27 protein-coding genes are annotated in these 23,146 nt (G+C 70.3%); 22 read left to right on the top strand and 5 right to left on the bottom strand.

The features are described 5' to 3' along the window. Positions 1-84: 84 nt before the first annotated feature. On the bottom strand, positions 85-555 hold the full coding sequence (locus tag GT354_RS45295) for an Lrp/AsnC family transcriptional regulator (protein WP_161363225.1): 471 nt from the start codon (positions 553-555) through the stop codon (positions 85-87). 73 nt (positions 556-628) lie between these two features. On the opposite strand from GT354_RS45295, the gene GT354_RS45290 reads away from it, so the two are divergent. The 6 genes from GT354_RS45290 to GT354_RS45265 all read left to right on the top strand — a co-directional run bounded on the left by GT354_RS45290 (position 629) and on the right by GT354_RS45265 (position 6,523). After that, positions 629-1,996: an FAD-linked oxidase C-terminal domain-containing protein gene (locus GT354_RS45290; protein WP_161363222.1), complete on the top strand. Its 1,368-nt coding sequence runs from the start codon at positions 629-631 to the stop codon at positions 1,994-1,996. A 668-nt stretch (positions 1,997-2,664) separates the two neighbouring features. Next, entirely contained in the window at positions 2,665-3,039 is a 375-nt protein-coding gene (locus GT354_RS45285) for a zinc ribbon domain-containing protein (RefSeq protein WP_161363220.1), read from the top strand. 77 nt (positions 3,040-3,116) lie between these two features. Then, positions 3,117-3,923: an SDR family oxidoreductase gene (locus GT354_RS45280; RefSeq protein WP_161363218.1), complete on the top strand. Its 807-nt coding sequence runs from the start codon at positions 3,117-3,119 to the stop codon at positions 3,921-3,923. A gap of 133 nt (positions 3,924-4,056) precedes the next feature. After that, complete coding sequence (locus GT354_RS45275) at positions 4,057-5,361, top strand: nicotinate phosphoribosyltransferase (RefSeq protein ID WP_161363216.1); 1,305 nt, start codon at positions 4,057-4,059, stop codon at positions 5,359-5,361. A gap of 181 nt (positions 5,362-5,542) precedes the next feature. After that, positions 5,543-6,166 carry an isochorismatase family protein gene (locus tag GT354_RS45270; protein WP_161363214.1) on the top strand — a complete coding sequence of 208 codons (624 nt, stop codon included), beginning with the start codon at positions 5,543-5,545 and terminating at the stop codon, positions 6,164-6,166. Between the two features lie 156 nt (positions 6,167-6,322). Beyond that, positions 6,323-6,523 carry a hypothetical protein gene (locus GT354_RS45265; protein ID WP_161363212.1) on the top strand — a complete coding sequence of 67 codons (201 nt, stop codon included), beginning with the start codon at positions 6,323-6,325 and terminating at the stop codon, positions 6,521-6,523. Here GT354_RS45265 and GT354_RS45260 read toward each other — a convergent pair. Together GT354_RS45260 and GT354_RS45255 are read right to left on the bottom strand one after the other, a co-directional pair. Further along, positions 6,510-7,226, bottom strand: coding sequence for an RDD family protein (locus tag GT354_RS45260; protein WP_161363210.1), 717 nt, complete (start codon positions 7,224-7,226; stop codon positions 6,510-6,512). The two genes, GT354_RS45265 and GT354_RS45260, sit on opposite strands and share 14 nt — an antisense overlap. 242 nt (positions 7,227-7,468) lie before the next feature. Then, positions 7,469-8,434: an RDD family protein gene (locus GT354_RS45255; protein ID WP_161363208.1), complete on the bottom strand. Its 966-nt coding sequence runs from the start codon at positions 8,432-8,434 to the stop codon at positions 7,469-7,471. A 116-nt stretch (positions 8,435-8,550) separates the two neighbouring features. Between GT354_RS45255 and clpS the strand changes: the two genes are divergently transcribed. From clpS to GT354_RS45225, 7 genes are all read left to right on the top strand, one after another. After that, complete coding sequence (gene clpS, locus GT354_RS45250) at positions 8,551-8,841, top strand: ATP-dependent Clp protease adapter ClpS (RefSeq protein WP_161363206.1); 291 nt, start codon at positions 8,551-8,553, stop codon at positions 8,839-8,841. A 151-nt stretch (positions 8,842-8,992) separates the two neighbouring features. After that, the gene (locus GT354_RS45245) at positions 8,993-9,595 is read left to right on the top strand and encodes a DUF2017 domain-containing protein (RefSeq protein ID WP_346012469.1); all 603 of its coding nucleotides are present in this window, start codon (positions 8,993-8,995) and stop codon (positions 9,593-9,595) included. A 236-nt stretch (positions 9,596-9,831) separates the two neighbouring features. Next, a complete protein-coding gene (locus GT354_RS45240) occupies positions 9,832-11,244 on the top strand; it encodes an amino acid permease (RefSeq protein ID WP_161363204.1) in 1,413 nt (470 codons plus the stop codon). A gap of 41 nt (positions 11,245-11,285) precedes the next feature. Then, a complete protein-coding gene (locus tag GT354_RS45235) occupies positions 11,286-11,699 on the top strand; it encodes a M67 family metallopeptidase (RefSeq protein WP_161363202.1) in 414 nt (137 codons plus the stop codon). Positions 11,700-11,830: 131 nt separating this feature from the next. Next, positions 11,831-11,962 (top strand): putative leader peptide, encoded by a 132-nt coding sequence (locus GT354_RS56895; protein WP_346012468.1) that lies wholly within the window; start codon positions 11,831-11,833, stop codon positions 11,960-11,962. A 168-nt stretch (positions 11,963-12,130) separates the two neighbouring features. Next, positions 12,131-12,412, top strand: a complete 282-nt coding sequence (locus GT354_RS45230) for a MoaD family protein (RefSeq protein WP_161363200.1) — start codon at positions 12,131-12,133, stop codon at positions 12,410-12,412. Beyond that, positions 12,412-13,362: a cysteine synthase gene (locus GT354_RS45225; RefSeq protein WP_161363198.1), complete on the top strand. Its 951-nt coding sequence runs from the start codon at positions 12,412-12,414 to the stop codon at positions 13,360-13,362. The genes GT354_RS45230 and GT354_RS45225 overlap by 1 nt, the downstream gene beginning before the upstream one ends. Positions 13,363-13,576: 214 nt before the next feature. Here GT354_RS45225 and GT354_RS55275 read toward each other — a convergent pair whose 3' ends face one another. Together GT354_RS55275 and GT354_RS45215 are read right to left on the bottom strand one after the other, a co-directional pair. Then, complete coding sequence (locus GT354_RS55275) at positions 13,577-13,888, bottom strand: helix-turn-helix domain-containing protein (RefSeq protein ID WP_237536094.1); 312 nt, start codon at positions 13,886-13,888, stop codon at positions 13,577-13,579. 269 nt (positions 13,889-14,157) lie between these two features. Next, the gene (locus tag GT354_RS45215; RefSeq protein ID WP_161363196.1) at positions 14,158-14,523 is read right to left on the bottom strand and encodes a hypothetical protein; all 366 of its coding nucleotides are present in this window, start codon (positions 14,521-14,523) and stop codon (positions 14,158-14,160) included. A gap of 618 nt (positions 14,524-15,141) precedes the next feature. Between GT354_RS45215 and GT354_RS45210 the strand changes: the two genes are divergently transcribed. The 9 genes from GT354_RS45210 to GT354_RS45170 all read left to right on the top strand — a co-directional run bounded on the left by GT354_RS45210 (position 15,142) and on the right by GT354_RS45170 (position 22,967). Then, a complete protein-coding gene (locus GT354_RS45210) occupies positions 15,142-16,419 on the top strand; it encodes a hypothetical protein (RefSeq protein WP_161363194.1) in 1,278 nt (425 codons plus the stop codon). Positions 16,420-16,583: 164 nt separating this feature from the next. Continuing rightward, the gene (locus tag GT354_RS45205) at positions 16,584-17,039 is read left to right on the top strand and encodes a 2'-5' RNA ligase family protein (RefSeq protein ID WP_161363192.1); all 456 of its coding nucleotides are present in this window, start codon (positions 16,584-16,586) and stop codon (positions 17,037-17,039) included. A gap of 295 nt (positions 17,040-17,334) precedes the next feature. Next, positions 17,335-18,150: a glutamate racemase gene (gene murI / locus GT354_RS45200; RefSeq protein WP_161363190.1), complete on the top strand. Its 816-nt coding sequence runs from the start codon at positions 17,335-17,337 to the stop codon at positions 18,148-18,150. After that, complete coding sequence (locus tag GT354_RS45195) at positions 18,147-18,902, top strand: MBL fold metallo-hydrolase (protein WP_161363188.1); 756 nt, start codon at positions 18,147-18,149, stop codon at positions 18,900-18,902. Before murI ends, GT354_RS45195 begins: the two co-directional genes overlap by 4 nt. Positions 18,903-19,035: 133 nt before the next feature. Continuing rightward, positions 19,036-19,779, top strand: coding sequence for a ribonuclease PH (rph, locus tag GT354_RS45190; RefSeq protein WP_161363187.1), 744 nt, complete (start codon positions 19,036-19,038; stop codon positions 19,777-19,779). 177 nt (positions 19,780-19,956) lie between these two features. After that, a complete protein-coding gene (locus GT354_RS45185) occupies positions 19,957-20,355 on the top strand; it encodes a hypothetical protein (RefSeq protein WP_161363185.1) in 399 nt (132 codons plus the stop codon). Between the two features lie 73 nt (positions 20,356-20,428). Then, positions 20,429-21,031, top strand: coding sequence for an RdgB/HAM1 family non-canonical purine NTP pyrophosphatase (gene rdgB / locus GT354_RS45180; protein WP_161363183.1), 603 nt, complete (start codon positions 20,429-20,431; stop codon positions 21,029-21,031). A 99-nt stretch (positions 21,032-21,130) separates the two neighbouring features. Next, the gene (locus GT354_RS56890) at positions 21,131-21,778 is read left to right on the top strand and encodes a GNAT family N-acetyltransferase (RefSeq protein ID WP_346012467.1); all 648 of its coding nucleotides are present in this window, start codon (positions 21,131-21,133) and stop codon (positions 21,776-21,778) included. A 223-nt stretch (positions 21,779-22,001) separates the two neighbouring features. Beyond that, complete coding sequence (locus GT354_RS45170; protein WP_161363182.1) at positions 22,002-22,967, top strand: glutamate ABC transporter substrate-binding protein; 966 nt, start codon at positions 22,002-22,004, stop codon at positions 22,965-22,967. Positions 22,968-23,146: the final 179 nt, after the last annotated feature.

Genomic DNA, 23,146 nt, shown 5'->3' with positions numbered 1-23,146 from the left:
ACCGGGATCCGTTACCGCCCGCGCCGAACCCGGAAACGCCCGATGGGCCGAGCGAGGGGATTCCTCACCCGTTCCGGTGGGCTTTCACCCGTCCGCCACGGCGCCTTCCACGAGCGGCAGCACCCGGTAGGGCACGGGGTTGTCCAGCGCGATCGTGGTCGACACGCGCACCACCGGGTCGTACTCCAGGATCTGTTCGATCACCCGTTGCAGATCGCTGTTCGAGCGCGCGACGATTCGGCAGAGCAGGTCGCCCCGGCCGGTGATCGTGTGCAGTTCGAGGACTTGTGCGATGCCTTCCAGGTGCTTCTGCACTCCCCGGCCCTGGCCCTGCCGGATCTCCAGGGTCGCGAACGCGGTCACCGCGAAGCCGAGTGCGCCCGGATCCACGTCGGGCCCGAAGCCCCGGATGACACCCGCGTCGCGCAGGCGGTCCAGGCGGGCCTGCACGGTCCCGCGCGCCACCGCGAGTCGACGCGAGCACTCGACGACGCCGATCCGCGGCGTCTCGACGAGCAGTCGTATGAGCGCGGCATCCAACCGGTCTATCTGCAAGGTTGCCCTCCCTCTGGTGCGGGCTTTCCGGGTGCCTACCCTGGGGCCATTCACGGTCACCCCGGGAGGCACCATGACCACCGACCTGTTCGCCGCACTGCGCGAGGGTCTGCCCGCTCACGTCCTCGTCACGGACGCGGACATCGCCGCGTCGTACGCGCGGGACATGGCGGGTCTGTGCGAGGCGGGGACCCCGGCCCTGGTCGTCCTCGCGGAGACCACCGAACACGTGCGCCACGTCATGCGGGTGGCCACCCGACTGCGGGTACCGGTCGTCCCACAGGGCGCGCGCACCGGCCTGTCGGGCGGCGCGAACGCCGTCGACGGGTGCATCGTGCTGTCGCTCGTACGGATGAATCGCATCCTGAGCGTCGACCCCGTCGACCGCATCGCCGTGGTCGAGCCGGGCGTGGTCAACGCCGACCTGTCCAAGGCGACCGCCGAGCACGGCCTGGTCTACCCGCCGGACCCGTCGAGCTGGGAGACCTGCACGATCGGCGGCAACATCGGCACCGGCGCGGGCGGGCTGTGCTGCGTCAAGTACGGCGTGACCGCCGAGTACGTGCTCGGCCTGGAGGTCGTGCTCGCCGACGGCGAGGTGCTGCGGACCGGGCGGCGGACCCCGAAGGGCGTCGCGGGCTACGACCTCACCCGTTTGTTCGTCGGGGCCGAGGGCACGTTGGGCGTGGTCACGCAGGCGACCCTCGCACTGCGGCCCACGCCACCGCCCGCGCTGGTGACGGTGGCCCAGTTCGCGTCCACGACGGCCGCGGGGGTCGCGGTGGCGCGGATCATGGCGGCCGGGCACACGCCGTCGCTGATGGAGCTGATGGACGGCACCACGGTGCGCGCGGTCAACGCGATGTCGAACATGGGCCTGCCGGACGAGACGGCCGCGCTCCTCCTGGTCGGGCTGGACACGCCGGAGCCGGCCGCCGAACTCGCCGCCATCGAGGCGATCTGTACGGAGGCCGGCGCGTTCGAGGCGTTCACCGCCGAGGACGCCGAGGACTCGGCGATGTTCATGCAGGCGAGGCGACTCGCGCTGCCGGCCCTGGAGCGGCTGGGCACCAGCCTGATCGACGACGTCGCGGTGCCGCGCTCGCGGCTGGGTGAGCTGCTCGACGGCGTGGCCGCGATCGCCGAGCGCTTCGAGACCCGGATAGGGGTGTGCGCGCACGCCGGCGACGGCAACACCCACCCGATCGTGGTCTTCGACGCGACCGACCCCGCCGCGGTCGAGCGGGCGCACGCGGCGTTCGACGCGATCATGCGGCTCGGCCTGGACCTCGGCGGCACGATCACCGGCGAACACGGTGTGGGCCTGCTCAAGCGCGAGTGGCTCGCGACGGAACTGGGCCCGGTTGGCGTACGGGCCCACCTGAGCGTCAAGTCGGCGTTCGACCCGCTGGGCATCCTCAACCCGGGCAAGGTGATCTGACCCGGGACGCCCCTGTCGATGCTGCGGACCGCGAAGCACCGGCCCGGGACGCCTCACCGACCCGGCCGACTCCACCGGCTCGACGTCACCGACCTGGGCGACCTCACCCACCCGAGCGACCCACCGGCGCGACCTCACCCACCCGAGCGACCCCACCGGTTCGACCTCGCCGACCCGTCCACGTCGACCTGACGCTGTGTCACTTGACGCTACGTCAGGTGTCGCGCGGGGACGTGAGTACTCCACTCGGCGCATGCCTCAGGGGTACTTCGGGGTTCGGGTCGTCCTCTGGGAGTAGGTCCGATCGGCACTCCCGGGCGACGTCCGATCGGGGGTCGGCCGCCTAGATTTCTCAGTGTCGCCCTCTCGGGGCGGATGGGGGTCGGTGCGGAGGTGACGGTCGTGGAGAAGCGGGACAGTCGAGAGACACGGGTAGCGGCGATCGCGTTGCGGCGGCGCCGCCTGGCGCGCGCACAGGCCACGGCCCGACTGGTCACGGCGATCCGCCGGGCCGCCTGACTCGACGGCCGAGGCCCGACCGGAGCGTGCCGGCCTCGGCCGCGCTGCGCACGGACGGCCTTCGCGCGCAGGCGGGCACGGAGACCGCCGTGACCAAGGCGGGTCGAGAGTTCTGTCCCCGGCGGGTGGCATGACTTACCTTGGTTGTCATGACCGAGCAGCCTCGGCGCGAAAGCGTCAACCGTGCCGGGGAGGGCGAGCGCTCGGACCTGCGGCCGGACATGGCCGATCGGCTGCGCTCCTACTGGGGTTTCTCGGCGCAGCGCGAGCGGCAGGCGGCAATCGGCCGAGCCGCTCCGCGCAAGCGCCGGCACGTCGAAGTGCAGTGCGGCAAGTGCGGGTCGACCAAGGTCAGCACCGACATCGTCGGTGACTACGTCTGCGGGTCGTGTGCCGCGCGCTGGCGTCCGCCGACCGCCGCGGACGGTCCCACGTGTCCCGAGTGCGGCTCCGGCAAAGTCTCCACGCTGCCCTACGGGGACAAGAAGTGCCGTGACTGCGGTCACCAGTGGCGGCCCACCTGACCTGCGCTTTCCCTTGTTTTGTCAGACCATCGGGGATACCCACGTAGCACGGAACGATCTACGTGGAGGTCAATGCCATGGCAGCACGTCTTCTGGACCACGTCGCGGTGATCACCGGCTCCGGGGCCGGGATCGGGCGCGGGATCGCACGGCGGTTCGCGGCCGAGGGGTGTCGGATCCTGGTCAACGACATCCGGGCCGAGTCGGCCGAGCGGGTCGCGGCCGAGATCACCGACGCGTTCGGCGTCGAGACGGTCGCGGTGGCCGCCGACGTCACCGTCAAGGCCGACGCGGTCGGCCTGGTGGAGGCCGCGCTCGCCCGCTGGGGCCGGCTCGACACGCTCGTCAACAACGCGTGGGGCGGCGGCCGGATCAATCACATCGAGAACAAGACCGACGAGCAGTTCCAACACGGCCTGGACATGGCGCTGTGGGCCGGGTGGTGGACGATGCGCGCGGCGTTCGAGCCGATGCGCGACGCCGGCGGCGGCAGCGTGATCAACATCGCCAGCCTCAACGGCGTCAACGCGCACCGATTCACCGCCGAGTACAACGTCGGCAAGGAGGCGTTGCGCGCGCTGACCCGCTCGGCCGCGCGCGAGTGGGCGCCGCACCAGATCCGGGCCAATGTGATCTGCCCGGGCGCCAGGACCGAGGCGTTCGAGGCGTACGCCAAGGCGAACCCGGAGGCGGCCGCGACCGCCGAGTCGGCCAACCCGATGGGCCGCATGGGCGACCCGGAGACCGACATCGGCGGCGCCGCGCTGTTCCTGGCGAGCGAGGACTCGCGCTACGTCACCGGCAACACCCTGTTCGTCGGGGGCGGTACGCACATCAACGGCTCGACGTGGGCGCCGACGCCCGAGGAGGATCGCGACCGGTAGGGCGGATGCGACGTTTCACGACATGCGCGGGGAGATGAGCATTCCGGGAGGCCCGCAGGTCGGGAATGCCCGTGATGCGCATCACCTTTCGAGTAATCGTCAGTCTGACGAGTAATCGTGTTATGGTGACGACATGGACACCGCAACCACCGCCCTGCTGACGGACCACTACGAGCTGACGATGCTCGAAGCCGCGCTGCGCAGCGGCGCGGCGCACCGCCGTTCGGTGTTCGAGGTCTTCGCGCGTCGCCTGCCCGAAGGCCGCCGCTACGGCGTGACCGCCGGCACCGGCCGACTGCTCGACGGCATCGAGAACTTCCGCTTCGACGACGAGACGCTGCGCTTCCTGTCGGAGGCCGGCGTGGTGGGCCCCGCGACGCTCGAATGGCTCGCCGACTACCGGTTCACCGGCGACGTATGGGGCTACGCCGAGGGCGAGTGCTGGTTCCCCGGCTCGCCGCTTCTGGTGGTCGAGGGCAGCTTCGCCGAGGCCGTGGTGCTGGAGACGTTGATCCTGTCGATCCTCAACCACGACGCCGCGGTGGCCGCCGCCGCGTCGCGGATGACGGCGGCCGCCGCCGGGCGCCCGTGCATCGAGATGGGCTCGCGTCGCACCCACGAGGAGGCCGCGGTCGCCGCCGCCCGCGCCGCGTACATCTGTGGCTTCGCGAGCACGTCGAACCTGCGCGCCGGGCAGCGGTACGGGATCCCCACCAGGGGAACCAGCGCCCACGCGTTCACGCTTCTGCACGACGACGAGCGCGAGGCGTTCGCCGCGCAGGTGGCCGCCCTCGGGCGCGACACCACACTCCTCGTGGACACCTACGACGTGCCGGCGGCGGTACAGGCCGCCGTCGACATCGCCGGCGACGAACTCGGCGCCGTGCGGCTCGACTCCGGCGACCTGCTGCTGCTCGCGCACCGGGTCCGCCGCCAGCTCGACGACCTCGGCGCGGTCAAGACCCGCATCGTGGTCACCAGCGACCTGGACGAGTACGCCATCGCGGCCCTGCGCGCGGCCCCGGTGGACGCGTACGGGGTCGGCACGCAGCTGGTGACCGGCTCGGGGCAGCCCACCGCGTCGCTCGTGTACAAGCTCGTCGCGCGCGCCGTGAGCGACGGGCCCGACGCGCCGCTGATCCCCGTCGCCAAGAAGTCGCCCGGCAAGCCGAGCCACGGCGGGCGCAAGAGCGCGGTACGGCGCTACGACGCGGAGGGCGTCGCCGAGGCCGAGGTGCTGCGCCCGTACCGCGCCGACGCCCGACCGGTGCCCGGCGAGCGCGAGTTGCTGGTCCCGCTGGTCCGCGCCGGCGAGATCGTCGGCCGCGAGTCGCTGTCGGCGGCGCGCGATCGACACGAGCGTTCGCGTGAGGAACTGCCGTTGTCGGCTACTCAGCTCTCGCGCGGGGAACCGGTACTCCCGACCATCTACGAATAGACCGCCGGATCGAACGGATCGCCGGTTCGAACGGGCTCTCGTATCGAACCGACCACCGGATCGAACGGGCCGCCGTACCGAACCGACCGCCGGATCGAACGGCCGCCGGTTCCGGATGGCGGAGCTCGTATCCGGCAGGACAGACGCACGAAGTGGACCCACGAGTAGGGGAAGTGCAGCGATGACCCGGGCCTTGATCGTCGTGGACGTACAGAACGACTTCTGCGAGGGCGGCAGCCTTGCCGTGACCGGCGGGGCCGCGGTCGCCGAGGCGATCCGACACCACGTCGCCTCCAACGCGGCCGAGCAGCCGCCGGACCCCGTGCACGCCGAGACGCCGGCGTACGCGCACATCGTGGCCACCCGCGACCACCACGTGGACCCGGGCGCGCACTTCTCCGCGACCCCCGACTACGAGAACACGTGGCCGGCGCACTGCGTGGCGGGGACCGAGGGCGCGCGCTTCCATCCGGCGTTCGCGCCCGTGGTCGCGTCGGGCCGGGTCGAGGAGGTGTTCTCCAAGGGCAGCCACGCCGCCGCGTACAGCGGCTTCGAGGGGGCCGCCGAGGACGGCACCTCGCTCGCCGACTGGCTGCGGGCGCGCGGCGTCACCGACGTGGACGTGGTCGGCATCGCGACCGACCACTGCGTGCGGGCCACCGCGCTCGACGCCGTCCGCGAGGGCTTCGCCACTCGGGTCCTGCTCGGCCTCACCGCGGGCGTGGCCGCCGAGACCACCGCGCGAGCCGTGGCGGAGCTCGACTCGGCCGGCGTAACCCTCCAGGGGGAGCCCGCCGCCCCGTGACCCGGTGCTCGCCCGCCGCCGGCCCGACGGTCGGGTGCGGGCGCCCGGCCCCGACGGACAAATCCCGTTCGCAGTCGAGTGCTTACATTGCGCGGCCGGCGCAGTAGCGTGGAACGGGGGGCGTGCACAAAGAGGTGCAGGGGGAGGTGGTGCGTCGTGGCGAGGGGTGATTTTCTCCGACTCGGCTACGGCGTATTCGTCACGATCGTCTTGACGATCTCACTATTGGCGGCCTGGGAACCACGAACCGTGGCGGGAGCTGCCGTCGCCATGGGCATCGGTATCGCGCTCGGCACGACGACGGCAGTGCTCGGCATCCGCGCACGGCATCACCCGCAGCGGATCAGGACCCGCTGATGACCGTGGTGCGCGCGGCCTTGTCGTGCAGACACTGGTGCCACGGCTGATCCCAGAACTGCCACAGCACGTTGACCAGCCAAAAGATCGTGCCCAGACACGGCACGATCGGCGGCAGCGTGTAGACACCGGCGCGGGTCCACGCGGTCGCACCGCCGATGGGCCCGCCGTCGGCGACCCGCACGACCCTGATCCGCACCACGCGCTTGCCGAGCGTGCGGCCGAACCGGTCGAGCTGGAAACCCTCGTAGACGAAGTAGACCAGCGAGAAGATCAGGCCCGACGAGAACTGGTTGCCGAACGACGTGTCGTCGTAGTCGAAGTCGGTGATCGGCCACGAGATCAGTCCGGCGACCACACCGACGATGATGCTGTCGACGATGCGGGCTCCGAGGCGCCGGAGCGGTCCGCCGAGGGTGGGGCCGCCGCCGTAACCGCCACCGCCGTACGAGGGGTCCTGGCCGTACGGGCCGGAGGGGCCGTGCGGGCCTGGTGGTTGTTGGCCCGGCGGGTATTGGCCCGGGGGCTGTTGACCGTAGGGCGGCTGCTGCCCGGGGGGCTGTTGCCCGTACGGGGGCTGCTGTCCCGGGGGTTGCTGTCCGTACGGGGGCTGCTGCCCGGGTTGCTGTTGCCCGTAGGGGCCTTGGCCGGACGGGTCGTCGCCGAAGGGGTCGGGGGGCGGGGGAGGTGCACTACCTGTCATAAATCCGAGTAAAGCGGACAAAACCAAGCACGGCCGTGACGTGTTCGATCGAGCCCCGCGTGTCGTGGCCCTGGCTTCGCGGGTCGCGTCCGTACGGGTGACACCCCGTCAGGCGCGGGCCGAACTCGCCTCGGCGCCGCGCCTTCCGCCAGCCCGAGTGCTCTCCCCGGTCCGCGCCCTGCGCCCGACCGGGTGCCTTCGCTCTCACACCGTGCCCACCCGGTCCGCGCCGCGTACCCGCCTCAGTCCCGGGCCACGAACGTACGCGCCGCCTTGTCGTGCAGGCCCTGCCGCCACGGGCGGTCGAACAGCGCCCACAGCGCGCCGAGGACGCCCACCACCGCCACGCCCGCCACGTACAGGACCAGCCAGCGGCGCAGGGATTGCCACAACGTCGGTGTGTCGTGGCTGTCGAGGTCGGCGACCCGCAGCCCGAACAGGGTCTTGCCGAGCGACCGCCCCCACCGCCACGTGGGCAGCGCCTCGTACAGCAGCGCGGCCACGATCACCGTGCCCAAAACGACGGCCAACGCGGTGCCGGTGGTGCCGTCGAGCAGCCACACGGTCGTGTCGCGGCCCTCGTAGCGAGCCCGGTCGATCTTGTCGCGGATGTGGTCGATCGCGTCCGGGACGAGCGGGATGCCGACCGCGGTCCCGGCCGCGAGCGGGACGAGCACGTCGGCCACCCGGGCGAGCAGGCGCCGCCCGAGACCGGCCGGCCGGCGCTCGTTGCTACCGAAGATGTCGGCCTGGACCGGCCGCCACGGCGCGGGCCCGTCCCCCGGGCGGGGGCCGGGCACGGCATCTGCGGTCGGCGCACCGAACGGGCCCGCGGCGGACGCGGCCACGTGGTCGGGGAAGGGCGCGGGACCGTGCGACGACGTGGGACCGGGGGCCGGCTCGGTGTCCGGCGGCACGGGTGGCCTGGCGTACATCCCGGTCGAGGACATGTCGTACACGTCGCCGGTCCGCGCCGACAGAACCTCGCCCTGTATCACCCGGCCGCCCCGCCCGATGGCTTGCGCACTCGGGGCGGACGGATCGGACTGCTCGGCGTGTGCGGCGTGTTCGGCTTGCTCGGCAGCGGGTCGGTCCGGTTCCTCGGCCGGCCGACTGCTGTCCGGCACCCAGGCACCGCCGTCCCAATAACGGATGTGGCCGGTGATCTCCGGGTCCGGGTACCAACCCGGTGTGGGCGCAGAGGACATGCGCGGGATTTTGCCGTACTACCGGGTCGGCGGGTACGCCCCGGGTCGGATATCGGCTCGGCCGGCCGCCCGTGAGCCGGTTCGCTCGGGCCCGAGCCGAATGGCAGCATGGACGTATGAGTGTCGCTCCCATCGAGGTCGAGAAGCACAAGCCGGACGAGGACGTCCGATCCGAGACCCCTTGGGTGTGCATTGTCTGGAACGACCCGATCAACCTGATGTCGTACGTCACCTACGTCTTCCAGTCCTACTTCGGGTATCCGAAGAAGAAGGCCGAGAAGCTCATGCAAGACGTGCACTACAAGGGTCGTGCGGTCGTCGCCTCGGGGACCCGCGAAGAGATGGAGCGCGACACCACCGCGATGCACGGCTTCGGGCTCTGGGCGACCATCCAGCACGACAAGTGAGCTTCGGCCACCGGTCACCGTCACGGTCCGCGTCTCCGGTTCGTCCCCGTTTCCGTCTCTGTCCCACTGCCTCCTTCGTTCGGTCCTCCCCCTCCACCGCTTTGCTCCACCCGCCTCGTCGAAACACCACCATCCGGGAGATGCGCAACCTGTGAACGGCCTCTTCACGCCGGGATCCTCGGGACGACCCGAGATCGTCCTGGAGGACATGCACGTACGGGTGCTGGCCGATCTGTGCGGTCAACTGGTCGAGATGGTCTCTCCCGATGACGAAGAGTCCGACCCGTTGGCCGCGGAACTCGGGCTGACCGGCCTCGGCTCCGAGGGCACCCCGACCACCCCCGAGGACCCGGCGCTCGCGCGACTGTTGCCGGACGCGTACGCCGAGGATCCCGACGCCGCCGCGGAGTTTCGCCGCTATACCGAGACCGACCTGCGGCTGCGCAAGCGCGACAACGCGCGGATCGTGCTCGCCGACCTGGCCGAACTGCTCGATCTCAGCGAACCGCAGCAGCCGGCCGAGTTGCTCGACGAGGCCGGTGAGCACCGCATCGTGCTCGACGCCCAGGGCGTGCAGGCGTGGCTGGGCACGCTCAACGACCTACGGTTGGTGATCGGCACCCGGCTCGACGTCTCCGAGGACATGGAGGCGGCCGAGGCGAAGTTGGCCGAGGACGACCCGCGGCGTTGGCTGTTCGCGGTCTTCCACTGGCTCGGGGGTCTGCAGGACTCGTTGCTGGCGGCGCTGCCGTAGGCGGCTCGGTGCCTGTCCCGGCGCTTGTCCCTGCCGGCCGCTGCGCCGTGCCCGCCCCTGCGCCTTCCCGGCATCCTTCCCTTGCCCGGCATCAGGGCGGGCGTTTTCGGCAGACGGGCGAAACGCCCTGATCCCCATACACGGTGCGCTCTTCGGACACGCCGGAGTATTCGGAATTCGGGTTTCCGCTCGCCGTGGTTGGTAAGACGGCTTCCGTACCGACGACGGGAGCGATCATGGCGGACACCGAAGCCGGTTCGGGAGCACGGGCCTTCGACCCCGAGGCCGGTGTCGCCACCGAGGGCTACGAGCGGGGACTGAACGCCCGTCAGATTCAGATGATCGCGATCGGCGGGGCGATCGGCACCGGTCTGTTCCTCGGCGCCGGCGGAGCGATCGAGAAGGCGGGGCCGAGCCTGATCGCGGCCTACGCGGTCGCGGGCGTGATGATCTTCTTCGTCATGCGGGCGTTGGGCGAACTGTTGATGTACCGCCCGGTGGCGGGCAGTTTCGCCGAGTACGCCAGGGAGTTCTTCGGGCCGTTCGCGGGGTTCGTGACGGGCTGGACGTACTGGGTGATGTGGGTGGTCACCGGGATGGCCGAGATCACCGCGGCCGGCGTCTATGTGCAGTACTGGTGGCCGGCGATCCCGCAATGGGTGACCGCGCTCGTGGTCCTGGTCGTGCTGTTCGCGGCCAACCTGATCTCGGTCAAACTGTTCGGCGAGTTCGAGTTCTGGTTCTCGATGATCAAGGTGACCGCGATCATCGGGATGATCCTCGTCGGCATCGGGGTGCTGATCTTCGGCTTCGGCGAGGCGGGTGACCAGGCGTCGGTCACCCACATGTGGGCCGACGGCGGCTTCGCGCCCAACGGCGTCGGCGAGACGCTGATGGTGCTTCAGATCGTGATGTTCGCGTTCCTGGGCGTCGAACTCGTCGGCGTCACCGCGGGCGAGGCGGAGAACCCGGAGAAGGTGCTGCCGCGCGCGATCAACACGATCCCGTTCCGGATCGGGCTGTTCTACATCGGTGCGCTCGTGATCATCCTCTCGCTCGCGAAGTGGACCGATTTCCACGCCAAGGAAAGTCCGTTCGTGCTCGTGTTCGACCGGGTGGGCATCCCGGCCGCCGCCGCGATCATCAACTTCGTGGTGCTCACCGCCGCGCTGTCCTCGTGCAACTCGGGGCTGTACTCGACCGGGCGCATGCTGCGCACGCTCGCGGTCGAGGGCCAGGCGCCGCCACAGGTGAGCAAACTCAGTTCGCACCGGGTGCCGGCCGCGGCGATCACCGTGTCGGCGGTGGTGATGGGCGCCGGCGTCCTGGTCAACGCGCTCGTCCCGGACAAGGCGTTCATGTACATCACGTCGGTCGCGACGGTCGGTGCGCTGTGGACGTGGGGCATGATCGTCGCGTGCCAGATGCGCTACCGGCGCGCGGTGGACCGGGGGCGACTGGGCGGGCACGGCTTCCGGATGCCGGGCGCGCCGTACACCGGGTGGCTCGTGCTCGCGTTCCTGGCGATGGTGGTCGTCCTGCTCGGCTTCTCCGCGGACACCAGGGTCGCGTTGTACGTACTGCCGATCTGGGCGGTGTTCCTGGTCGTGGCGTACGCGCCGGCTCGGCGTCGGGCGGCACGGGGCTGAGGGGTCGGCCCGGGCGAAGCGGCGCTCAGTACGCTCGGACCATGCTCACCATCACCGCATCCCTGCGCGACCGGATCGTCGCCCACGCCCGCGCCGACCACCCGGACGAAGCGTGTGGCGTCGTCGCGGGCCCCGAGGGCACCGACCGACCCGAGCGGTTCATCCCGATGCTGAACGCGGCCCGGTCGCCCACGTTCTACGAGTTCGACTCGGCCGACCTGTTCAAGCTCTACCGCGACATGGACGAGCGCGACGAGGAACCGGTGATCGTCTACCACTCGCACACCGCGACCGAGGCGTACCCGTCGCGCACCGACGTCTCCTACGCGTCGGAGCCGAACGCGCACTACGTGCTCGTGTCCACGCGCGAGGAGGACACCTGTGAGTTCCGGTCGTACCGGATCGTCGACGGTGTGATCACCGAGGAAGAGGTCACCGTGGTGGAGTCGTACTGACGCCGGATATCGGTGGGTTCGCGATGTTCCGATGCTCGGTTCGCCTCGCCTTGGTCTCACCTGTCGAGACCGGGTGTTCCGATATTCGGGACAGGCTCGGAGCGCCCGGAGGGAATGGCTAGCATGACCATATGCGTTATGCAGGCGTGAATACGACGGAAGCAGCCCCGGGCGAGGCCCCGGGATCGCTGCTCGTCGCGCGTTTGCACGTCGATCTGTGCCGACTTTCCAGCGCCCTGTGTCGCGCTGCGTACGTGGGCTGATCCCGCTCGGATCGGCCCGCCAGGCACCCAGGCAGCAGGCACCCCCCGCAGCACCGGCGCACGCGAACGATCCACCGCCCCGACGCTCTCTCGACCGAGCGTGGCGGTTGCGGCCCGCGACCGGACTGCGTTCTCTCCGTTTCGAGTCGTCACCAGAGGAGCGCATCCATGGCCATCGAGGTCCGCATCCCGACCATCCTCCGCACCTACACCGACGGCGCGAAGGCCGTGGACGGCACCGGCGCCACGCTCGGCGACCTGATCGTCGACCTGGAGGCGCGCCATCCGGGCGTCAAGAGCCGACTGCTCACCGACAAGGGCGACCTGCAGCGCTTCGTCAACGTGTACCTCAACGACGAGGACGTCCGCTTCCTCGGCGGCCTGACCACCAAGCTCGACGACGGCGACACCGTCACGATCCTTCCGGCCGTCGCCGGCGGCTCGATCTGATGCGCTACGACTCGCTGCTCGACTCGGTGGGCCGTACCCCGGTGGTGGGCCTGCCGAGTCTTTCGCCGTCGCCGACCGTGCGGGTGTGGGCCAAGTTGGAGGACCGCAACCCGACCGGCTCGATCAAGGACCGCCCGGCCCTGCACATGATCGAGGCCGCGGAACGCGACGGCCTGCTCACCCCGGGCTGCACGATCCTGGAGCCCACGTCGGGCAACACCGGCATCGCGCTCGCGATGGCGGCCAAGCTCAAGGGCTACGAGATCGTCTGCGTGATGCCGGAGAACACCTCCGAGGAGCGCCGCGAACTCCTGCGCATGTGGGGCGCGCGCATCATCGCGTCGCCCGCGGCGGGCGGCTCGAACACGGCGGTACGGGTGGCCAAGGAACTCGCGGCGGAGAATCCCGAGTGGGTGATGCTGTACCAGTACGGCAACCCGGCCAACCCGGACGCGCACTACGCGACCACGGGCCCCGAACTGCTCGAAGACCTGCCGACCATCACCCACTTCGTCGCGGGGCTCGGCACCACCGGCACGCTGATGGGCGTCGGCCGCTACCTGCGCGAAAAAGTCCCCGGCGTCACGATCGTGGCGGCCGAACCGCGCTACGACGACGTCGTGTACGGGCTGCGCAACCTCGACGAGGGCTTCGTGCCGGAGCTGTACGACGCCGAAGTGCTGACCACCCGCTACTCGGTGGGCTCGGCCGACGCGGTCGCCCGCACCCGCGAACTCCTCCAAAAGGAGGGCATCTTCGCAGGCATCTCCACCGGCGCCGTCCTACACGCCGCCCTGGGCATCGCCCGCAAGGCGGTCAAGGCGGGCGAACCCGCCGACATCGCCTTCGTCATCGCGGACGGCGGCTGGAAATACCTCTCCACCGGCATCTACACCGCGGAGTCCACCGAAGCGGCGGTCGAGGGTCTGCACGGCCAACTCTGGGCCTGAACGCCACCACTTGCTCCCCCACCGCGCCCCCACACCGTCAGGCGACGTGGGGGCGCGGTCGTTGCTGCCCGACACCCCGAAAGCGCATCGGCCGGGCGGGTGTGCGGCCAGGGCTGTGGACCCCGGAGCCGGTCAGGTCGGTAGGCCGGATTGGGTGGCGAGGGTTTCAGGGCGTCTTGTAGGGCCCGGCGGGCGGTTGGGGTGAGGGCGGCGGTCAGGGCCGCGTCGATGTCGTGGGCGGCTTTGGTGCAGGTCGCCGGCAGGGTGTGGCCCTGAGGGTGAGGGTCAGGATCTGGCGTCGGCGATCGGCCGGGTCGCGCTCGCGTCGGATGGCGTCGAGTTCTTCGAGGTGGTCGGCGAGGGTCACCACGAGGCTGGGCGCGACGCCCATGGTGCGCGCGATGTCCTGCTGCGAGTCGGCGGTGCCGGCGGCCAGGACCGCCATCAGGCCCACGTGTTCGGGCTTGAGGCCGTAGGGCTGGATCCGCTCGGTGAAGCGGATCGGTGGCCGGCCGGCGCCGCGCAACTCGGCGACGCGGTGATCGGCATCGACCAGGGCACCCCGGGGATGGCGATCGGCGACACTGGGCGCAACGGTGCACCTTGCCTCCGCGCGGTGGCTGTCCCGCTCGGGCTCCGCCGCGATCGCGGTGACTCGAGACGTCGTGCGTACCGCGCTCCGCGCCGGACCGGCCCGGGTCGGCCGTTCGGAGCCGCCGGTCGAGGGCTGGTCGAGCGGCCGGGTATCACGTCGTGCAGCCCCGTCACGCCTTCGGAGAGCGGGACGGGGCGTTGTCAGCGCAGTGAGTTTTCGATCGCCTCGAAGATGTCCGAGTCGGTTTCCCGCTGCCAGTCGGGGAGTTCGGACCAGTCGGCGACGTAGCCCGGCTTCGGATCCTCGAAGTGCTTGAACATCTGGGCGGTCCAACAGGTCGCGACGAACCGACCCTTTTGTTCGCGCGTCAGTCGCGACGCGTGACCTCCGCTCAGATCGAGGAGGTGACGCACCTGTTCGTGTACGGCGCCTGCGGCCTGGCGTTCCCATTCGGGAGTGTCGTCCCAGGGGGTTACATAGCCCGGCTTGGGTTCGCCGGGGAAGTTCTTGTGCACGCTCGCGATCCATGTCTCACGGAACAGTCGAGCCCCATCGTTCTCCGACATGTCTACCCCTCTGTCGTCCCGCCGTGTTCAATGTCCATGATCTCGGCTTGCCGATCGGCAATGCGGCCATCTCGAGCCGAGTAGTCAAAGTCAAGTAGCAACCGCTGGAGCCTCCCGGCATGGCGATCGGCCCGACACTGGGGCAACGGTGCATCTCGGTTCCGTATGGTGGCTGTCCCACTCGACCCCCGCTGCGATCCTGGCGATCTGACTCGTCGCGTGGCGATCCGGCGGTCCGAACCCCCGCGCGCGTCAGTCGGGCGCGTAGGGCCAACGGCACTGCGGCGAGCACTTGCACGGCGGTTCGGACCGTTGTCCGATGCGGCTGAGTCCCACATGCGTTTCGCGCGGCACGACCACTTCGGTCCCGTCCGGGCCGACCCGATAGACGGCCAACGTAATGGTGCTTCCGGGGGGTTCGGGGAGTGGACGATTATCGGGTCCGTGAAGCGTCGGGTGGGGCATCGGTCACTTCCTTGCCGGATTCACGTGCGACCTGTCTCGGCCGTGAGCGTCGGGATTTCGGTTCGCTTCCATCGAAGAGCCATCACGCAGCGTGCGGGAGGGGATACTTCAGGAGACGGGATCCGGTTCACCCCGAAGAGGTGCTTCAGGTACGTGACGGACGAACAGCCACCGGCATGGGCCGCACGTCTGCGCTCCGAGCGGGCACGTCGGTTGTGGAGCCAGAAGGACATGGCTATCCATCTGCGCGACGCGGCGGATGGGCACACGCGTGCGCGGTTGCCGAGTGTAGAGAGCATTCAGCGCTACGTTCGTGACTACGAGACGGGCAGGCACCATCCTCGGGACCGATACGCGCAGTTGTACTGCCGAGTCTTCGGGTTGTCCTACGGCGTTCTCTTCGACGGACGAGAACTCGGAACGCATCGCGTCACGGCCTCTCGGTTGCCTACACGCCGGGACGCGGCCGACCTCACAGCGTGGATGACCTCGACGAATATCGGCAATGAGGGCATCGCCTACCTCGCTCGGACAGTTGCTTCGCTGTCCGAGGCTCATTCCGGTACCCCACCGCGTGTCATGCTCGCCGACGTCATCGACACCCACCAGCGGGTCCAGGGGCTCCTACGAAGTGGACGCCAGCGGCTGAAACAGACTCGGGAACTCATGAGGCTGGATGCCGTGCTGATCGCCCATGCCGGACTGCTGCTGGGGGATCTGAACCGCGATGCTTCGGCGAGGGCTTACGGAAGGGCCGCAGTCCTGTGCGCCCGGGAAAGCGAAACCAACGAAGCTGTCGCGTGGAGCGCCCTGGCCAAGACCGCGCGGTGGGAAGGGAAGTTCCGCGACTCCGCCGACTTGGCGCGACGCGGCTTCGAATGCAGTGACCCTTCATCGGTACGCATCCTGCTCGCCTGCCAGGAAGCAAACGGTGCGGCGTTGAGTGGTGACCGGATTCGAGCGACCGAAGCTCTCGCTCGGGCGGAAGTAGCGGCGGAATCCGTCGGCGGGAGTGGCCGCGAGGTCTCGGCCTGGTCATGTCCCAGACCAAGACAGGCTTTGTTCGCCCTGTCGGTGGCGACCAGCTTTCACGAGCCGGAGGCAGCGCTTCGGGCCGCGATGACGGCCCACGAAGGCTGGGCTGCGGGTGACCGTCGCGTGGCCACCACTTGGGCGCAGATTCAGATCGGTGTAGCCATTGCCCACGTACAACAGGGTGCTGTGGACGGGGCGGTGGAAGGCGTTACACCCATGCTTTCACTGGCTCCGGAGTTGCGGATGGCGACGGTTACTCGGCACCTTGCGAATCTGGACCGGCGACTGCAGGGCCGGCGATTCCGCCGAAATGCGGACGCGATCGATCTCCGCGCGAGAATCCGGGAGTTCGGTGACGTCGCCATGTCGAACCGAGATGACGAGGAGGGCGGTTGAGTCCGCTGCCGGTGGGGTTTCGGGATCGGTGGCGGGGGCGGGTCGAGCCGGCTTTCGGGTGTGGGTGGCTGTACTGGCATGTGTTGTTGGGATGCGAGGCAGAGGTTTGTGCGGTCGGCAGTCGTGGGCAGCGGCGGATCGCGGGGTTTTCCGGGTTCCATCCGGTGCCCCTGCCGTGGCTGCATCTGACCGTCATGGAGGTCGGGTCGGCGAGTGAAGTCGGCGCCGAGCGGGTGGGCGCGATGGTCGAACGCGCTCGGGAGGCGCTCAAGGGGTGGTCGGCGGTGACCGTGAACCTGGGCCGGGTTCTGTATCACCCGGAAGCGATCGTGCTCGCGGTCGAACCGGATGGAGGGCTCGACGGACTTCGCGAAGGCGTTCAGGGTGCGACCGCAGAAGTGCTCGGCAAGGACTTTGCGCAGGAGGGCGACCTTTGGTCTCCCCATGTGACGCTTGCCTACAGCACGGCCGTACAGCCCGCCGCCCCCGTCATCGCGACGCTGGGTCGCCGACTACCCGGCTGCGAGGTCACCATCCGCGCGGTCACCCTCATCGATCAGCGCGGCCCGGAGCGCGATTGGGACTGGCATCCACTGGCCACCGTCAACGCGGTCCGCTGACCGACCTCCGCCCCGACGCCCTGCGACACTCGGTGCCCGCGCCGAGGGGCCCCAGCCGACCCGGACAGCCGCGACCCGCGTGGCCGCCCGCCCCCGTGACGTCCGCTCGGCGGACCCCTGGCGCGTCAGCGCCTGTTGATCGATCGTCGACCAGTGATCGACGAGCCTGCGAGGAGAGCGGCCGGAGGCCGCTGCGGCGGAGCCGCCCCCGCGCGCAGCGCGGCGTATATGACGTCGGTCACCCCCGTGACCGTTGTGCGCCGGAGCGGGCCCCTCTACTGCGTACTCTCGTGACGTGGCATTCGCATCCAACGACGCACCGATCGGGATCTTCGACTCCAGTTTCGGCGGGCTCACCGTGGCCAGGGCCGTGCTGGATCAGCTTCCGAACGAGCCGATTCGCTACCTCGGGGACACCGCGCGCCGGCCCTATGGACCGCGGCCGATCGCCGAGGTGCGGGCGTATGCGTTGGAGTGCCTGGATCGGCTCGTCGACGAGGGCGTGAAGCTGCTCGTCATAGCGTGCAACAGCGCGTCCGCGGCGATGTTGCGGGATGCGCGCGAGCGGTACGGCGTGCCCGTGGTCGAGGTGATCAAGCCCGCCACGCGCCGGGCCGCCGCGGCGACGCGCAACGGGCGGGTCGGGGTCGTCTCGACCCGGGCCACGCAGACCTCGATGGCCTACGAGGACGCGTTCGCCGCCGCCCCGCACATCCACCTGACCACGCAGGCGTGCCCGCGCTTCGTCGAATTCGTCGAGCGCGGGGTGACCGGCGGCGACGAACTGCTCAAGGTCGCCCACGACTACCTCGACCCGGTCGTGGCCGCGGAGGTGGACACGCTCATCCTCGGTTGCACGCACTACCCCTTGCTCACCGGCGTCATCTCCTACGTGATGGGGGAGCAGGTCACGCTCATCTCCAGCGCCGAGGAGACCGCCAAGGACGTCTATCGAGCTCTCGTGGCCGGCAACCTGATGCGTGACACCGGCCTGGACGTGCCCGAGCACCAATTCCTCACCACGGGTGATCCCGCCCAGTTCCGCGACGTCGGTCGCCGCTTCCTCGGCCCCGAACTCGCGCACGTCGACGCGCTCGGAGCCCTCACGTGAAACTCACCGTCGTCGGCTGTTCCGGCAGCTACCCCGGTCCCGACAGCCCGTGTTCGTGTTACCTCCTCGAAGCCGACGGGGTCCGGATCCTGGTCGATCTGGGCAACGGCGCGCTCGGCGCGCTGCAACGGCACACCACGCTCGCGTCCGTCGACGCGGTGCTGCTCAGCCACCTGCACGCCGACCACTGCCTCGACCTCGCGTGCTACTTCGTGGCCCGCAAGTACGATCCGGCCGGGCAGCGCCCGAAGTTGCCGGTGTACGGACCGCGCGACACGCACGAGCGGATCGCCGGCGCGTACGACGTCGAGGGCGCCACGGACAACGGCCGGATGGCCGACGTGTTCGACTTCCGGACGGTGGTGACCGGGACGTTCGAGGTCGGCCCGTTCCGGATCACCGCGGACCGGATGCCGCATCCCGTCGAGTCGTACGCGTATCGGATCGAGGCGGGTGGCAGGTCGCTGGTCTACTCCGGCGACACCGGGGTCAGCGACGACCTCGTCCGGATCGCGCGCGGCGCCGACCTGTTGCTGTGCGAGGCGTCCTTCGAGCACGGGCGCGAGGACCTGCCGCACGTGCACCTGAACGGCCTCCAGGCCGGCGAGCATGCCGAACGGGCGGGCGTGGAAAGGCTCTTGCTGACCCACATCCCGCCGTGGACGAGTCGCGAACGCAACCTCGACGACGCCCGCAAGCGGTTCTCGGGCGTGGTCGACCTGGCCCTGCCGGACCGGTCGCACACGGTCTGAGGGCTGCGGGAGGAACCGCCGACAGGACCGCCCGACCACCGCGCCGCATCCGCGCCCACCCTGTCCACAGGCCCCGTCCACAGCCCCCACCGGACGGTCCGGACCGGCTCGCGGCACGGCTTAGGCTGGGGTCATGTCACGAGTAGACGGTCGCACCCCCGACCAGCTCCGCCCCATCGGTTTCCAGCGCAAGTGGCTCGACCACGCCGAGGGCTCGGTCCTCGTCGAGTTCGGCCGTACGCGGGTCCTCGTCGCCGCGAGCGTCACCGAAGGCGTGCCGCGCTGGCGCAAGGGCAGCGGGGAGGGCTGGGTCACGGCCGAGTACTCGATGCTGCCGCGCGCCACGCACACGCGCGGTGACCGCGAGTCGGTCAAGGGCCGCATCGGCGGTCGTACGCACGAGATCTCCCGCCTGATCGGCCGTTCGCTGCGCGCGGTGATCGACCCGAAGGCGCTCGGCGAGACCACGATCCACCTGGACTGCGACGTGCTCCAGGCCGACGGCGGAACCCGTACCGCCGCGATCACCGGCGCCTACGTCGCGCTTGCCGACGCGATCGCATGGGCCCGCGAGCACAAGCTCACCCGCAAGGGCGCCAATCCGCTGATCGGCTCGGTCGCGGCGGTCAGCGTCGGCATCATCGACGGCGTCCCCACCCTCGACCTCCCGTACGAGGAGGACGTCCGCGCCGAGACCGACATGAACATCGTGTGCACCGGCGACGGCCGCTTCGTCGAGGTGCAGGGCACGGCGGAGAAGGAGCCGTTCGACCGCGCGCTCCTGAACGGCCTGCTCGACCTCGGCGCGAAGGGCTGCGAGGAGTTGACGGTGCTTCAGCAGATGGCGTTGGAGTCGGTGGAGCCCCTGCGCGCCTGAGGGTTCCTCGGCAAGGTCACGCGCCGGTTGCGAGTGTCACGTACGCGCAACCGGCGCGCACCGGGTGTGCGACCGACGGCCCCGTATACGGGTCGGCACCACTACGGTCATGGCATCTGGTCATCCCGATCAGCAGTCCTGACCGGGCCGGTCGGCCCGTCCCTGACGAGGAGCACCATGTTCCGCGCCACGTTCCGTCCCAGCCGCGTCCTGCGCACCACGATCGCGGCCGCCGCCATTGCCGGCGCCCTCTTCGCGACGACCGCGTGCGAGCAGGCGCAGCAGGCCATTTCGTGTGCCGAACTGGCCACCAACCTCACCAACGACATCACCAATCTGGGCAACGTGCTCAACGACCCGGCCGCGGCCCGCAGTTCGCTCGACAACCTGCAGAAGAGGCTGAGCGACAAGACCAAGGACCTCGACTCCGACGACGCCAAGAACGCGGCGAACAGCCTGAGCGATGTCATCACGCAGCTCAGCACCAAGGCCGCCAACGGTGGCAGCCTGAGCACCAGCGACGTGCAGCCGCTCTACAACGGCGTCAAGAACCTGACCACGATCTGCGTCAAGTAACGCGTTGCGGCGGGGCGTCGCCGAGCCTCGGGTCGCGAGCGGCGCGCGTGCCGCGCCCGCCTAGGCTTGTCCCATGAGCCGTCTCGTACTCGCCACGCGCAACGCCAACAAGGTCGTCGAGCTTCAGCAGATCCTCAAGGACGCCGGACTCGACGTCGAACTCGTCGGCATGGACTCGTATCCCGACGTCCCCGACGTACCCGAGACGGGCCTCACGTTCGCCGCCAACGCCCTGTTGAAGGCGCACGCCATCGCGCGGGCCACGGGTTTGCCGGCGATCGCCGACGACTCGGGGCTGTGCGTGGAGGCGCTGAACGGGATGCCCGGCATCTTTTCCGCGCGCTGGGCCGGCACACACGGCGACGACGCCGCGAACCTGCGGCTGCTGCTCGCGCAACTGTCCGACATCGCGGACGAGCACCGCGCGGCCTGGTTCGCGTGCGCCGCCGCGCTGGCCCTGCCCGACGGAACCGAACGCGTGGTCGAGGGTCGGCTCGAAGGCACGCTGACCCGCGAACCCCGCGGCACGGGCGGCTTCGGCTACGACCCGATCCTTCGGGTCGCCGGCGACACCCGAACGACGGCCGAACTCACCGCGGCCGAGAAGAACGCGATCAGCCACCGAGGCAAGGCGTTTCGCGCCCTGGCCCCGGTGGTGACCGAGCTGATCGGCTGAGCGGTCGACCGGGTTCGCACTCCCGCGCCGTCCAGTTGCAACCTACTTGCAATAAGCTCGACGCGTCCGGATGCGGGAGGTCGACACGTGGGAGCCGCCGTGAGCACGATCGAGCGGGGTTCGCCGGTTGTCGGCAAGGACGTCGTCCGAGCCTGGGTCGACGGCTGGGTGCTCTCGCGGTCGGTGCCGGCGGCGGTGGAGATACCCGGCGGGTTCCGGATCGATGTCGGGGAGCCGGGACACGTCGTGCGCTATGTGCTCTTCGACATCGCCCGCGTGCGCGAACTCGCCGTCGGCCGTGCGGACGGCGGAACGTGGATCAAGACGGCGGCGCCGGCCGAGGTCGTCGTGCCCGCGTTGACCCCCGCGTGGACCGTGAACGACCCGGAGTTCCTGATGAGCACGCCGCTGCGGCGGGGCGTCACCGCCGTGCCGAGCGGCTACACCGTGCACACCGAGGAGCGCGGCGGCGTCACGGTGGTGCGCGTACGGGCGGCCGACGGCTCGGTCGCGGCCGGCGGCCGGATCGCCCGTACCGGCTCGACGGCCGTCGTCGACGTCGTCTCCACCGAACCCGCGCATCGACGACGCGGCCTCGGCGCCGTCGTGACGACCGCGTTGACCGACGCCGCGGCACAGGCCGGGGCCGAGACCGCCGTCCTGGTGGCCACCGCGCAGGGCCGCGCGCTGTATCGGTCACTGGGCTGGGAGTCGCGGAGCGAGATCACTCCGGCTTTCGTGGCGTAACCCCTCGGCGCCAAACGGCAGTTCACGGTGTGACGGGGCGCGGCTCGGCCCCACGGTCGACGGTGTGGTGGCGGTCCGTTCGGTTCGTGGTGCCGATCTCTCGTAGGGAGATACCCCACACCTGCACCACGCCGAGGCGCGACGATGGGTGCCGATCGGTCCCGGGCCCGGCGCGAACCGCGCGCGCGATGCCCGGCTCGGCACGGAGAGGACGTCGCGGGCGATGCGTTCACGGCCGGTGGGGGTGGTGGTCGGGTGCCTGCTCGTGATCGTGGGGACGCTGACCGGGTGCGGATCCGGAGCGCCCGCGCGGCGCGAACCGCCGCAGGTGGTCGTACAGGCGCCGCCGCAAGTAGGCGCACCGGCAGCGCCGCCGGGGAGCCCCGCGTGTGACCCGGCGGCCAGTTTGCGGCCTTCCGACGCCGATGGTCCGGCGATCGCGCGGATCCGCGAGCGCGGGTATCTGACGGCGGGGGTCGACCTCAACAGCTACCTGTGGGGGTCGGTGGACGCGGTGACCGGCGAGATCGTCGGCTTCGACATAGACCTCGTACGGGCCGTGGCCCGGGACATCCTGGGGCCGGACGCCCAGGTCAAGTTCGTGACCATGGCACCCGAACAACGTGTGCCGCGGATCCGGGCCGGCGACGTGGACGTGATGGTGCGGACGATGACCATCACGTGCGAGCGCAAGGCCGAAGTCGCGTTCTCCACGGTCTACTTCCGCAGCGGGCAGCAACTCGTGGTGGCCAAGGGGTCGCCGATCACCGCGTTCGACCAACGCCTGCGCGGCCGGCGGGTGTGCGTGGGGGCCGGCACCACGGCGGTGGACCTGTTGGCGCGGGCCGACCTCGGCGCGATCGTCGACGTCGCCGACAACCACCTCGACTGCCTGGTGCGGTTGCAGCAGGGGAAGACCGACGCGATCCTCACCCACGGCTCGCTCGGCGCGGGGTTGGCCGCGCAGGACCCGATGATCACCGTGCTCGAACCCCGGCTCGACGAGACGCTGTACGGCATCGCGATGAACACCCGGGACACCGACCTCGTCCGCCGGGTCAACCGCGTCCTGGAGAACTACCGTGCGGGCGGCGCGGACAGCCCCTGGATGGTGTCGTATCGGACCTGGCTTGCCCGGAACCTGTCGGACTCGAACGCGACGCCACCGCCCGCGGTGTACGCGGACTGAGGCGAACCGAAGCGGACCGAGGCCAAGCGACGAACCTACGCGGGCCGAAGCGGACCGAGGCCAAGCGACGCACCGACGCGGACCGAAGCAAAGCGACGAACAGACGAACCGGCGCGGACCGAAGCACCCCGACGAACCGCCACCCACCACCCCCGCCACCCACCGGGACCGACGCGCCC

Source organism: Streptomyces sp. SID3343, from assembly GCF_009865215.1.
Lineage (GTDB): Bacteria > Actinomycetota > Actinomycetes > Streptomycetales > Streptomycetaceae > Embleya.
The sequence above is the reverse complement of the archived record's forward strand: the minus strand, read 5'-3'. Positions and strand labels throughout refer to the sequence as shown.